Annotated in this window: 12 protein-coding genes and 1 tRNA gene; 2 read left to right on the top strand and 11 right to left on the bottom strand. The window is 68.5% G+C overall.

Going from position 1 to position 13058, the window contains the following annotated elements; all coding sequences use genetic code 11:
* Positions 1–238: 238 nt before the first annotated feature.
* Positions 239–826 (top strand): dihydrofolate reductase family protein, encoded by a 588-nt coding sequence (locus AB0K52_RS21610; protein WP_363535216.1) that lies wholly within the window; start codon positions 239–241, stop codon positions 824–826.
* Positions 827–887: 61 nt separating this feature from the next.
* On the opposite strand, the gene AB0K52_RS21605 is transcribed toward AB0K52_RS21610, so the two are convergent.
* From AB0K52_RS21605 to AB0K52_RS21560, 10 genes are all read right to left on the bottom strand, one after another.
* Complete coding sequence (locus AB0K52_RS21605; RefSeq protein WP_363535213.1) at positions 888–1475, bottom strand: RloB family protein; 588 nt, start codon at positions 1473–1475, stop codon at positions 888–890.
* Between the two features lie 4 nt (positions 1476–1479).
* Positions 1480–2775, bottom strand: coding sequence for an ATP-binding protein (locus AB0K52_RS21600; protein WP_363535210.1), 1296 nt, complete (start codon positions 2773–2775; stop codon positions 1480–1482).
* Between the two features lie 147 nt (positions 2776–2922).
* Complete coding sequence (locus tag AB0K52_RS21595; protein ID WP_363535208.1) at positions 2923–4803, bottom strand: beta-propeller domain-containing protein; 1881 nt, start codon at positions 4801–4803, stop codon at positions 2923–2925.
* A gap of 132 nt (positions 4804–4935) precedes the next feature.
* A complete protein-coding gene (locus tag AB0K52_RS21590) occupies positions 4936–5778 on the bottom strand; it encodes a carbohydrate ABC transporter permease (protein WP_208497325.1) in 843 nt (280 codons plus the stop codon).
* Positions 5775–6632 (bottom strand): sugar ABC transporter permease, encoded by an 858-nt coding sequence (locus AB0K52_RS21585; RefSeq protein ID WP_363535205.1) that lies wholly within the window; start codon positions 6630–6632, stop codon positions 5775–5777. The genes AB0K52_RS21590 and AB0K52_RS21585 overlap by 4 nt, the downstream gene beginning before the upstream one ends.
* A gap of 128 nt (positions 6633–6760) precedes the next feature.
* Positions 6761–8041: an extracellular solute-binding protein gene (locus AB0K52_RS21580; RefSeq protein WP_363535202.1), complete on the bottom strand. Its 1281-nt coding sequence runs from the start codon at positions 8039–8041 to the stop codon at positions 6761–6763.
* A gap of 231 nt (positions 8042–8272) precedes the next feature.
* Positions 8273–8346: transfer RNA gene (locus AB0K52_RS21575), tRNA-Gly, on the bottom strand.
* A 77-nt stretch (positions 8347–8423) separates the two neighbouring features.
* Positions 8424–9230, bottom strand: a complete 807-nt coding sequence (locus AB0K52_RS21570; RefSeq protein ID WP_363535199.1) for a serine protease — start codon at positions 9228–9230, stop codon at positions 8424–8426.
* Between the two features lie 398 nt (positions 9231–9628).
* Complete coding sequence (locus AB0K52_RS21565) at positions 9629–10468, bottom strand: serine protease (protein ID WP_363535196.1); 840 nt, start codon at positions 10466–10468, stop codon at positions 9629–9631.
* 187 nt (positions 10469–10655) lie between these two features.
* On the bottom strand, positions 10656–11126 hold the full coding sequence (locus AB0K52_RS21560) for a GNAT family N-acetyltransferase (RefSeq protein WP_363535194.1): 471 nt from the start codon (positions 11124–11126) through the stop codon (positions 10656–10658).
* Positions 11127–11539: 413 nt separating this feature from the next.
* On the opposite strand from AB0K52_RS21560, the gene AB0K52_RS21555 reads away from it, so the two are divergent.
* Positions 11540–12613, top strand: coding sequence for a PP2C family protein-serine/threonine phosphatase (locus tag AB0K52_RS21555; RefSeq protein WP_363535191.1), 1074 nt, complete (start codon positions 11540–11542; stop codon positions 12611–12613).
* Positions 12614–12721: 108 nt separating this feature from the next.
* Here AB0K52_RS21555 and AB0K52_RS21550 read toward each other — a convergent pair whose 3' ends face one another.
* Positions 12722–12865, bottom strand: coding sequence for a hypothetical protein (locus AB0K52_RS21550; RefSeq protein WP_363535188.1), 144 nt, complete (start codon positions 12863–12865; stop codon positions 12722–12724).
* Positions 12866–13058: the final 193 nt, after the last annotated feature.

Raw genomic sequence — 13058 nt, 5'->3', positions numbered from 1 at the left:
TGTCGCGTCCGTCGGGGGGGCGCCGGCGCCCGCCCCCCCCCCCCGCCTCGTCGCGGCGGGCGCCCCGCCCCCCCCCCCCCCCCCCCGGGGGGGGGGGGGGGGGGCCCCCCCCCCCCCCCCGCGACCGAAGCCGCCAGATTCCGGTGATTTCAGGACGGATCGATGAGTCTCGGCAGTCCGCGTCGTCATAATCGGCAGCGGCGGGACCAACCGGCGCCTTTCGCGGATCGGAGCGATCATGAGCAAGATCTTCAGCCACATGACGATGTCACTGGATGGGTACATCGCGCAGCCGGACGACCAGATCGGCGAGCTCTTCGACTGGTACTCGGCCGGAGCGGTCGATGTGCCCAACCCCAACGAGACCGTCACCTTCGCCGTCGACGAGGCCAGCGCCCAGATGCTGCGAGACTTGACCGAGAACACCGGCGCGCTCATCGCCGGGCGGCGACTCTTCGACATCGCCGACGGCTGGGGCGACAAGCACCCGGCCGGCGCGCCGGTCGTCGTGGTCACGCATGTCCCCCCGGAGGACGCGGCCGAGCGTTGGCCGACCACGACGTTCGTCGACAGTGTCGAGTCCGCGATCGCCCGGGCGACCGAGATCGCCGACGGCAAGGATGTGACGATCGCCAGTGCGAACGTGACCCAGCAGGCGCTCGCGCTCGGCCTGGTCGACGAGGTGTGCGTCAGTCTCGTCCCGGTGCTGTTCGGCGAAGGCATCCCCTATTTCGGCGAGCTCGGCGGCAAGCACCTGCTCTTGGAAGACCCGGTCGTCGTGGAGGGGAAGCGCGCACTCCATCTCCGGTATCCGGTCCGCCGCTAGGCGGGCGTTGCGCTGCGTGCGAGGAGGCTGGCGGCTGAGCGAGACGGGTCTTGTCTCCGATTCAGTACCGGGACCCTGTTCCGCTCAGCCTCTCAACGAGGCGCCAAACGCCAGTCGACGGGTTCTGATGGTTCGTCTTGTGCCCAGCGTCCAATGTCCTGGCCCGACGGATCGCATCCGCCTGGTGCGGCTGGAAGTCCTCGCAGCGCAGTGCGCTCTTGTCGTAGTCGGGGAGGTGCTTCCGGAGGCGTCGGCGCGCCTCCTTCTGGTTGAGCTCAGAACCGCATTCCTCGAAATGCAGCAAGAGCCACAATTCAAAGCAAGGGCATGACACGGCCAGCCGGAGGCGTTTCCCGGCAGTGACGATCGCCTTCTGGAACGTGCCGCCGTCCTTGTAGTCGTCCTCATCGAAGACGCACCACGCCTCATCGAAGTCGCCGCTGTCGAACAGCCGGATCGCATGATTCACGACCGTGAGCGGGTCCTTGTTCTTGGTGACGATCTTGACATGGGGGATCGTCGGCGATGACTTGCCTTTGAACTGCTCGAGGTACTGGCGCTCGGTCTCCTCGGCGTCGATGACGACCAGGATCTTGTCTCGGCGCTCACGCTGCCGCCAGTGGTCGGGGCGGGTCCTGTTCCGGGGCAAAGGCCTACTCCGTCTTGTTCGCCGCCGCCACGATCTCGACCAGCGACTCCGGATGGATATCGGGAACGCCGCCGTAGCTGCCGCCGAGGTAGTGGCGTTCGAGGTTGTGCTCCTTGCGGGGCTTGAAGGAGGTCAGCGGGTACAACTCGCTGGCGCCGTCTTCCTGCTTCTCCACGAACCAGACCTCATCGCGCTTGAGAATCGGCTCCCCGAAGCTGGTCCCGAGCAGGGTCGCGTCGTGGGTCGAGAAGATCAGCTGCGCATTATTCGGGTTGGTGCGCTTGTCCTGGAACAACTCGATGATCCGCGGGATGATGCGCGGGTGCAGACTGGTGTCGAATTCATCGATGACGAGTGTGGCTCCATCTTGGAGCGCATCGAGAATGTGCGCCATATACAGCAGGAACGAGATGGTTCCACGGGACTCGTCACCCTCGGAGAAGGGCTCGGCATGTGACTGGTGATAGAACTCCACGTGTCGCATGCGAGAGATCTCCTTGAACGCTCGAGCGAGGGCACCGGTTTTGCCCGCGCCCCTTTCGATCTCCGACTCGAAGGTTTGCGTGAAAGCGCGCTCAATGTCGTTCGTGGGAAGAAAGGATCTGGCGGCTCCACCTGCGGATTCTATGGTCATTCTTACATCGGATACCTTGAGGTCGGTGATTCCGAGGTCGGCCTTCTTGGCGAGATCGACAAGGATTGGGTGGCGTTCGACCGCTGAGGGAAGGTCGTCGACCGTATCTTCACCGGTGAATTCACCTCGTCTAAGATCTGTCTTGAGCCATTTCCAGAAAGGCTGCCACTCGGTGGCTTTGTAGACATCCGCCATGGCCAGCGCCGGAGCATAAACTGGCGTTTCTGCAGAGAGAGTCTGCAGCGCCGAACGGTTCGTCATAGTTGCGCCGATGATGATGTTCTCCCCGGTGCGATCGAGGAGGACTCGTTTCCGGTTCTGAGGGTAGGCGCTCAGATGCTCCCGGTCGACATTTCCCTCCGCGACCGACAGGCGATATTCGTACCGCACTCCGTTCAGGTCGCATTCGATCTCGTAGGAGGTAGGAAGTCCAGTCGAGGTTTGGTCGAGACGGAACGGTCGGTGCAGCGGTTCAATCCATCGAGTGACGAAGCGGTCTTTGAACAACAATGCTTCGATCAGGTTCGACTTGCCGGAGGCATTCGCGCCGTAGATCGCGGCGACCGGAAGCGCCTCGAACTCGCTGTCGCGGCGGCTTGGGAGCATCGAGAGTTCCTGGGGGTCGCGGAGCGACTTGTAGTTGGACACCTTGAAGCTGATCAGCATCCCGAACACCTCCTCTTTCAGAGGCTATCACGCAGAAAACCTGCACAAAGCCAGTTGAAGGCTCGGTGGGCCGAAGGACGGGCCCGCACCGCCACCCGAAAGCAGTGCGGGCCCGAACTGTTCTCCTCCCGGCTCCGGAGGAGAGTCTTACCAGCCGATCCAGGCGGTCTGGGCGTAGTCGCCGCCGAGGTCGTTGGATTGGAGGCCGGCGTTGGAGAGGGTCCAGAGCTGGTCGCCGATCACGACAGTGCGCAGGATCTGCGTGTTGTAGGGGTCGACGTCGGCCGCGCTGTGGTCGATCCAGGCCGCTTCGGTCAGGGTGTCGGCGCCGATGTCCAGGACGAGGACGCCGGACTGGTACTCCATGTCCCAGTCCGAGACGGGCAGCGCCGCGATCGAGGCGTCCTCCCAGTACAGGAACGCGTGCGGGTCCCATTGGACCGGCGAGTCCGCGCCTTCGCGGTAGTACTGGTCGAGCACCGTCGCCTCGGCCGCGGCCGTGTCGAAGAGGCTCACTTGGAGGCCCGTCGTCTGGCCTTCGGCCGTGGCCTCCTGGCCGACGCCCAGCAGGCGGTCGGGGCCGACCGGGTGGAGGTAGCCGGAGTAGCCGGTGATCTTGAGTTCGCCGGTGACGACCGGGTTCGCGGGATCGGCGAGGTCGATCGTGTAGAGCGGGTCGGTCTGGCGGAAGGTGACCACGTAGCCGGTGTCGCCGATGAAGCGGACCGCGTAGATCTGCTCGTCCACACCGAGATCCGTGACCGAGCCGGTCTTCTCGAGCGAGTCGTCGCCGACCGCGAAGACCGTGACGGTGGACTTCGACGGCTCGGCGTCCTCGGCCGGCTGGCCGCCCCACAGGCAGTCGATCCAGGGGCCGCAGCCGCCGCCGGTCGGGTCCTCGGTGGTCGCGACCCGCAGGTGGCCGTCGAACTCGCTCAGGGAGTACTGGTTGAGGAGGCTGCCGGGGACGGCCGCCTCGCCCGCGAGGCGGGCCTGGCCGCCGTCGAAGACGAAGCGGTAGATCTCGCTCTCGGCCTTCGCTTCGTCGTCGCCCCAGGCGTAGTCGTAGTGCGCCAGGTAGAGGCTGTCGGTGGTGCCGTGGACGGTCTCGCCGTCGACCATCACCGTCTGCGGCGCGGCCTCGGTCCAGCCGCCGTCGGCGGGGAGGGCGAGGACGCTCACCGAGGCGCCGGTGAACCGCTCGGGGTGCGCGATCTCGGCGCAGTCGACCTCGTGCGCTTCGCCGTTGACCTCGAACGAGGGGAGCCAGTCCTCGAGTTCGGTGTCCCGCACCGCGTCCGCGATGTCGGACTCGTCGGCCTCGCCGGTGTAGAGGGTGTCCCAGACCGGCTGGATGAGCGGCTGCGAGCCGATCGCCAGCCGCACTTCGCCGTCCACGAGACGGGCGTCCACCATGGACCCCTCCATCGTGAACGTGTCGAGCACTTCGAGCGAAGCGGTGTCGAGCCGCTCGAGCCGGAACTCGTTCACCCACTCGTCGCCGCGCTCGGCGCTCAGGCTGGACATCAGCAGCAGCTCGTCGTCGCCGAGGAACAGCTGGTGGTTCCACGCGTCGTCGGCGAGGTCGTGCTCGGCGGCGACCTCGCCGGTGCGGACGTCGACCGCGCGCAGCTTGCTGTAGTCGATGACGCTGTAGACGAAGGTGCCGTCGGTCTTGACGATGTCCGGTTCGTCAACGCCCGCAACGGCGTTGTTCGTGCCCGAGAACGCGTCGTCGCCGGCGGCCTGGGTCGGGGCCTCGGCGCTCGTCGCCCCGGAGTCCTCGACGGCGAATTCCTCGCCGCCGTTGCGGGCCAGGTCGTCGAACTCCCATTGGCTGAACGCGGCGATGGCGGCGTCCTGGATGCCTTCGAGGGCGTCGTCGCAGGAGTCGAACGCCGCGAGCTGGGCGGAGACGGGGACCCAGGGGATCGTCTCGATCGTGGGGTCGGGGGAGGGGGAGGTGCACGCGGTCGCGGCGGCGACGGTCGCCGCCGCGGCGCATGCGATGAGGAGTCTGCGGTTCATGTCCTTCGGACGCCGGGGCGGCGCGAACGGTTCCCGCGAACGACGAGACGGGCCCGGGGCGTCCCGGTCACGGCGAAACTTGCCAGCCGTAGACCAGGAGAGGCCCACGGGCCCGTCTCGGAACCGATCGGTTCAGCCCTTGGTGCTGCCCGCGGTCAGGCCGCTGATGAGATGCCGTTCGGCGAAGGCGTAGAACACCAGAGCCGGGAGCATGGCGAGCATGACGAAGGCGAGCACTTTCGCGGTGTCGGAGGCGAACTGGCCGCTGAACTGCGTGACGCCGAGCGGGAGCGTCCACCATGTGGACTTCTGGAGCACGACCAGCGGCAGCAGGAACGAGTTCCAGGAGCCGACCAGCGCGAGCACCGACACCGTCGCGAGCACCGGTCGCGACATCGGCAGCAGGATGCGGGTGAAGAACAGCCACGGCCCCGCGCCGTCGATCGTCGCCGCCTCCTCGACCTCGCCGGGGATCTGCCGGAAGAAGGTGCGCAGGATGATGATCGTCAGCGGCAGGCCGAACGCCGCCTGCGGCAGGATCACCCCGAAGGGGCTGTTGAGCAGCTCGAACGTCCGCAGGATGATGAACAGCGGCAGTACCGCCACCGCGAACGGGAACATCATCCCGGCCGCGAACAGCGTGAACAGGCCCTCTCGGCCGCGGAAGGTGAAGCGCGCGAACACGAACGCGATCATCGCCGAGCAGATCACCACGATGAGGGTGGTCACGAGCGCGATGAACACGGAGCTCCAGAGCTGCTGCCAGAACGTGGCCGAGGCGAGGACGTCGGTGTAGTTCGCGGTGTGCCACGGGTTCGGCAGGCCCAGCGCGTTCTCGCGGAGCTGCTGGTTGTCCTTGAAGCCGCCGAGGAACGCGAACAGGATCGGCGTCGCCACGAACGCGGTCGTGATGAACGCGGCGATGTAGAAACCGGTGTGGCGCAGGATTCGCGCGCTGCGCATGGTGACCGTCATGAGCGGGTCCCCCCGGAGGTGGTGATCGACCCCTGGAGGTCGCGGTTGAGGACGAATCGCTGGTAGAACAGCGCGAACACGAGGCTGATCAGGAACATCGCGATCGACAGCGCTGAGGCGTACCCGATCTGGTTGCGCTGGAAGCCCTGCTCGTACATGGTGATCGCGAGGGTCTCGGAGGCGTGGAACGGCCCGCCGCCGGTGAGCACGTACACCAGGTCGAACAGCTGCACGGCGCCGATCACGGACAGGAACACGATCATGCGCGCCGTCGGGCCCATGAGCGGGAGCGTGATGTTGCGGAAGGCCTGGCCCCTCGTGGCGCCGTCGATGGCCGCGGCCTCGTACAGCTCTTCGGGGATGTTCTGGCGCCCGGCCAGGAACAGGATCATGTGGAAGCCGAAGAACTTCCAGGTGAGGATGCCGAAGACGACGAACATGATGATGTTGCGGTCGGACAGCCATCCGATCTGCGCGTCGATGCCGAGGCTTCCCAGCAGGGAGTCGGCGAACCCGCGCCGCGGCGAGAACACCAGGCGGAACAGCACGGCCGTGACCGCCTCGGTGAGGACGTACGGCACGAAGAAGAGCAGCCGGAACGCGGTGCGCCCCGGGAAGCGCTGGTGCAGCAGCATCGCCAGGCCGAACGAGATCGGCAGCTGGACGAGCAGGGACAGGACCACGATGAGGCCCAGGCGCCACAGGTCCCCGAGGAAGACCTCGTCCTTGAGGAGGTTCTGGAAGTTCTCGAGCCCCACGAACTCGGTCGGCACGCCGCCGAGGCCGTTCCAGCGGAAGAACGAGACGTACGCGGCGAACAGCACCGGCAGGATCACGAACAGCAGGAACAGCATCAGGCCGGGGACGATGAACGTCGAGAGGGTCCCCGCGCCGGGGCGCCCGGACCGGCGGCGCGGGCGTGAGCCCGCGCGCCGGTCCGGGCGCCCCGTTACCGGGGAGACCCGAAGGGGCTCCTTGAGTGTCACTGCTCGGCCGCCCAGGCCTCGTTGACCATCGCCACGAAGTCCTCGGGGGTGACCTGGCCGAGGAGCAGGCCCTCGGTGGCGTCGTTGATGACGCCGCCGATGGCCGGCGGGTACGCCTGGTCGAGGTAGAGCTGCGTGCCGGTGGCGCCGGCGAGGGCGTCGACGACCTTCTGGGTGTCCTCGCTCATCTCCGGCGCGACCGACGCGGGGTCGGCGGCGACCGGGGTCAGGTTGCCCTCGGCGACCGCGCGGGAGTAGTTCTCGGGCGCCATGAAGTCGCACAGGAAGTCCAGGGCCGAGTCGGGCGCGTCCGCGGCGACCGCGTAGCCGTTGCCGCCGCCGAGGAACTCGGTGGTGGTGCCCACGCCGCCCTCGACCGAGGGGAAGGGGAAGAACCCGAGGTTCTCGGGGCCTTCGGTGCCGGAGTTGTCGCGCTGGGCCTGCGGGGCCCACTGGCCCATGAGCTCCATCGCGGCGAGGCCCTCGCCCATGATCGCGGCCTGGCCGTCGGCTTCGGCGTACACCGTGGATTCGAAGCCCTCCTGGAAGGGCTCCATCGCGGCGAGTTCGGCGAGCATCTGCCCGGCCTGGACGAACGCCGGGTCGGAGAAGTCGCCGGCGTCGGCCGCGGCTTCGAGGCCGTCGAGGCCCGCGAGGCGCATCGAGAGGTAGGTCCAGTAGAAGTGGCCGGGCCACTTGTCGGCGCCCGCGAGGGCGATCGGCGTGATGTCGGCGGCCTTCAGGGCCTCGACGGCGGCCAGGAACTCGTCCCACGTGGCCGGCGGCTGCTCGATGCCCGCTTGGGCGAAGAGGTCCATGTTGTACCAGAACCCGACGACCCCGGCGTCGAACGGCAGGCCGTAGAGCTTGCCGTCGATCGTGTAGGGCTCTAGGGCGATCGGGTTGATCTGGTCGATGCAGTCGAGCTGCCCGGTGAGGTCCTTCACGAGGCCGGCCTCGGCCTGCTCGGCGAGCACGCCGCCGCCCCAGGTGTGGAAGATGTCGGGCATGTCGCCGGATTGCGCGGCGGTGCCCATGCGGTCCTTGAACGCCTGGTTCTCGATGGGCTGCACGTCCATCGTGAGGTCGTTCGCGGCCTCGAAGTCGTCCGCGAACTCCTGGAAGAGGGACATGAGCGGGTCCTGGTTGCTGATGTGCCACCAGGTCAAGTCGGCGCTGCTCTCGCCGCTGTCGCCGCAGGCGGCGACGCCCAGCGCGAGCACGGCGGCCGTTCCGGCGGCCACCACCGCCCGCGGACGGAATAGGGGATTTCGCATCGTTGCTCGTCCTCTCGAGGGATGAAGGGTGCTCCGAAACTTTCGGAGCGAGTATCGGAAATTATCGATGCGGCCATACTACCGGTGAGCACTTCGAATGTGAAGGGGGTCTCTGTTACCGCTCGCCTTAGCGCCTTGACAGCATCGACGCAGGTCAATGGGGTGGGCCGGAATCGCCGACGGAGACGCGAAAACGGCCGCCCCGGTGAACCGGGACGGCCGTCAAGACTCTGGAGCGGGTGACGAGAATCGAACTCGCCTCTCAACCTTGGGAAGGTCGCATTCTACCAATGAACTACACCCGCGAACTCTGGCGAACAGAGCCGATCGAAGTATACAAGGCCGCGGCGGCGGGGCCGGGAGGCCCCGCCGCGCGCCTCGGCTACAAGGTCGCGAGCGCGGCCGTGATGTCGCCGTGGAGCAGCCCGACGTTGGCGTACACGCCGGGGTTGCCCGCCTCGGCGCAGCCGTGGCCCCAGCTGACGATGCCCACGAGCACGCCGTCGGCGACGAGCGGGCCGCCGGAGTCGCCCTGGCAGGAGTCCGCCCCGCCGTTCGCGAGGTCGCCGGCGCAGATCATGCTGCCCGCGTCGAACTCCGCGCCGTAGGCGTCGGCGCATTCGGCGTCGGTGACGTAGGGGACGTCCACGTAGAGCAGGTCCCGCGAGCCCGAGTCGCTCTCGGTGGTGCCCCACCCGGCGACGGTGAGGGTGCCCCAGTCCTTGGTGTCGGCGTCCGCCAGGGGAACGGTGGCGGCGTTCGGGATCGGTGCGGCGAGTTTGACGAGCGACCAGTCGTCGACCATGGTCGAGCCGTCGTAGCCGTCGGCGACCTTGATCTCGGCGACCTCGTACACCTCGGTCTGGGTGATGTCGGTGCCGCCGTGGCGGATCACCATGTCGGCGGCGGCGGTGCCCTCGGTGCAGTGGGCGGCGGTGAGGACGACGTCGGCCGCGATGAGCTGGCCGCCGCAGTAGTTGAAGGAGGGGTCGTTCGCGTCGGCGAGGGCGACGATCCAGGGGAACTGGCCGTCCTCGGCGGGCTGGCCGCCGATGATCTGGGCCTCGAAGCCGCCGTCCGTCGTGTCGGCTTCGGCCCAGGCGCCGGTCGCGCCGAGGGTGAGGGCGGCGGCGAGTCCGGCCGCGGCCGCGGCGCCGATCCTGGTGAGGGTCTTGCTGCGGTTCTGCACGCGCAGGTCCTTTCGAGATGGGTGGTCCGAAAGCGGCGGCCGTGGTGGGCCGCCATGCCGTGACCCTACGGGAAAAGCCCTCATATTCATATAATCCCGTCATCATCGGTATTTCAGTGAATATCCCTCTGAATAATGCCAATAAGGACATTCGATGGCGCTGAGTCCTCATCGGTGGATGGCGGTGCCGCCCGGCCCGGTGCGTCACTCGTTGGCGCTCAGCTGCATGACGGCGATCGCGATGTCTGCGCGCCGACGCTGGCGCAGACCCCGGCGTCGGGCGCTGCGAAGCAATAACGGCGACGGCCGGGCGGGCCGCGTGTCGCGCGCGGCCCGCCCGGCCGTCGATGAGTGACATCAGGTGGCCGCCTGCCATGCGGCCTCAAGTGGTCGGAGGGTTAGCCCTCCCAGCCCGCCAGGACCTCTTCGATGGCGTCGTTGAAGTCCGCGACCTCGCCGTACACGCCGGGGTTGCCCGCCTCGGCGCAGCCGTAGCCCCAGCTGACGATGCCGACCAGGACCTGCTCTTCACCGGCCGGGGTCATGATCGGGCCGCCCGAGTCGCCCTGGCACGAGTCGACGCCGCCGTTCTCCAGGTCGCCCGCGCACAGCATGGTCTGCGCGTCGACCTCGTCCGGGTAGGCGGCCTCGCAGTCGGCGTCGCTGACGAACGGCACCTCGACCCACTGCGCGGTGGTCGGGAAGCCCTCGCCCGTGTCGCCCCAGCCGGCGGTCTCGAGGAGGTCGTACTCCTCGGGCTCGGTGGCGAGCGCGATCGGCTCGACGTCGAGCGGCTCGGCGAGCTTGAGCAGCGCCCAGTCGTTCGACATCGCGATGGGATCGTTGTAGTCCTCGGCCACGTGAAGGTCCGCGACCGCGGTCTCGACGACGTCCTCGGACTCGAGGTCGATCGCGCCGGAGAAGACCACGAGGTCCTCCGCGACCGACTCCTCGACGCAGTGGGCCGCGGTGAGCACGACGTCCTCGGCGATCACCGAGCCGCCGCAGAACTGCCGCTCGTACGGGGTGCCCTCGCCGGGGGAGCCGAGGCCCACCAGCCACGGGTACTGGCCGTCGGTGACGTCGCCGCCGCCGATGATCATGGTCTCGAAGTCGCCCTTGGCGTCCGCGGGCTCCTCCGCGTTGGCGGCGATGCCCGCCCACGCGATGGCGGCGGCGCCGAGTCCTGCGGCTACGCCGGCGCCGAGACGGATCGCTTGCTTCCTCGTTCTGTCCACTGTGCATCCTTTCGGGGTGGATGTGAGGGTTGGGCCGTTTGGCCGTCCTAGCCCGAAAGACGCAGTGAGAGAGTTTCACGGTTGCTCGCGGCTAAAGAATGTTTTTCGGTGAATAGCGGCAAACGTCTACCGAGGCAACGCGAACGGCCGGGCAGGCGACGCCTGCCCGGCCGGAAGCCGCTGCGTGCTACCCCTTCGCGGAGCCGAGCTCCTTGCCCAGATGGATCGAGCCGTCGGTGCACGCGTAGAACCCGAACGGCGTGACGGGCGCGTAGCCGAGGACCCCGTACATGGCGACGGCCTCGGGCTGGCGCGGGCCGGTCTCGAGGATCACGCGCTTGCGGCCCGCCTCGGCCGCGGACGCCTCGACGGCGGCCACGAGGAGCTTCGCGAGGCCCTGGCGCCGGGCGTGCTCGCGCACGTAGACGCGCTTCATCTCGGCATCCTCGCCGTGCGAGCGCCAGCCGCCGCAGCCGGCCGGCTCCCCGGCCTCGTCGTACGCGACGATGAAGTCGCCGTTCGGCGGGTGGAAGTCGTCCTCGCCGAGCTGCGTCTCGTCGCCGCCGCCGTAGCGGCGGACGTACTCCTGCTGGATCTCGGCGCAGAGCAACTGCGCCACAGGGCTGTCGAACCGGGTCCTCGAAAGCGTGTACTGCACGCGTCCAACTCTGGCATGTGCGGGCCGGGCCGTGCCAGCGCTCTCGGTCACGCGGAAACACACCGCAAAGCGGTCGTAAACCGGCTGATCGGACGAGGTGCGAACTGCCCGTTCGGCGTCCGCGGCCGACCGAACGCACAGACTTGTCGCGCACCCTTCCAGCGGCGTCCTCCACGGCCGGTATCGGGTTCCCGACCATTACGATCTTCACATCGGCGATTGGTTGAATCGGGTCCGGCGTCCCGGGCACTCCGTCGCCCCGAACGCACGCGGGCGCGCGCATCCCTCCGGCTCCGGCCGGGCGCGTCCGGGCCCGTGCGCGAGCTTCTGCGAACACGCGGGCCGTCCGGCCGCGATCCTGTAGGAAGGAGGCATTCACCCATATGCGCGCAATGCTGCGACGGAAGCCCCCGATGGCCCGCGCTGACCGCTGGAACGGCTGGTCGGCGCCCTCGGTGCGGACGGCGTTCACGGCCGCGTTCGCGGTCGTGGTGGTCCTGGTCGGGCTGCGGCTGACCGTGCGCGACGATTCGCACGCGGTCTCGTGGCTGGCACTGCCTCCGCTGGCGGCCTCGGCGTTCCTGCCGTGGCGGTGGGTGGCCGGGGTCGGGCTGGCGAGCATGGGCGCGGCGTTCGCGTATCTGTGGATCCTGTACGACTTCGCGATGCACGGCGTGGCCTCGCACGGCGTGGACTTCCTGGTCGTGGCCGTGGCGGTGGTGATCTCGGCGGCGGTGGCGATCGTGCGCGAGCGCGACGACGAGCGGATGAAGCGCCTGACGCAGCTCGCCTCGGTGGTGCAGCAGGCGATCCTGCGGCCGATCGGGGAGCGTCTGGGGCCGTTCGACATCGCGGCGCGGTACGTCTCGGCGCGGTCGGGCGCGGAGATCGGCGGCGACCTGTACGAGGCGCTGAACACCGATTTCGGGGTGCGGATCATCATCGGGGACGTGCGGGGGAAGGGCCTGGACGCGGTGCGGCTCTCCTCGACGGTGCTGGGGTCGTACCGGCATGTGGCGTTCGAGCGGTCGGACCAGCGCTACATGATCAACGACCTGGACCACGCGGTGGCGCGGAACGCGGGCGACGAGGACTTCGTGACGGCGATCCTGCTGCAGGAGCGCGGCGGGACGCTGGAGATCATGAACTGCGGGCATCCGCCGCCGATGCTGGTGCGCGACGGGGTGGCGACCTACCTGGAGCCGGAGTCGATGGCCCCGCCGTTGGGGCTGGGCCCTTCGGTGCGCGAGCTGACGGTGCGGCTGCAGCCAGGGGACCGGATCTTCCTGTACACGGACGGCCTGGCGGAGGCGCGCAAGGACGGCGAGTTCTTCCCGATCCGCGAGCGGGCCTGGAGCCTCATCGGGCACGGCAACGTGGGCGACGGCCTGGCGTCGCTGGAGTCGGCGCTGCGCCGCTGGGTGGGCGGCCCGCTGACGGACGACATCGCGCTGCTGCTGCTGGACTACCGGCCGGAGACCGGCTGAGCCCGGGCGTTCAGACGGATTTGGCGAGGCGGCAGCGGCGCAGTCGCCGCATCCGCGAGACCAGTCGGCGGCGCTTGGTGAACCGGACGGGGAGCTGGCGGCGGAACTTCACTGCGCGGCCTCCTCGGCGGGCATGGCGACGGGCAGCTCGAGCTTGAAGACGCGGTGCAGGACGGGCCTGGCGCGGCGGTGGCGGCCGATGTAGGCGGGGCGGGCGCGCGCCGCGATGCGGTCGGCGACGGCTCGGATCATGGGTGTGCTCCAGGTGGGTTCGCACAGGCGGTCGGTCACCCGGTTCAACGAGGCACGGGTGCGCAGGTTACGGCGGCGCGCCCGCGGGATCGCGACGGTCACCCGATCGAAGGAGCGGCGGGTGGCCGGTCCGTCGGAAATCGGACTCGGTTTTCCTGCTGAGAGTACTTTCGCGCGGCGTTTCGGCGCGGCA

It is taken from the genome of Glycomyces sp. NPDC049804, from assembly GCF_040674615.1.
GTDB classification, from domain to species: Bacteria; Actinomycetota; Actinomycetes; order Mycobacteriales; family Micromonosporaceae; genus Glycomyces; species Glycomyces niveus.
This window is presented reverse-complemented; position numbering and strand designations above follow the sequence as displayed.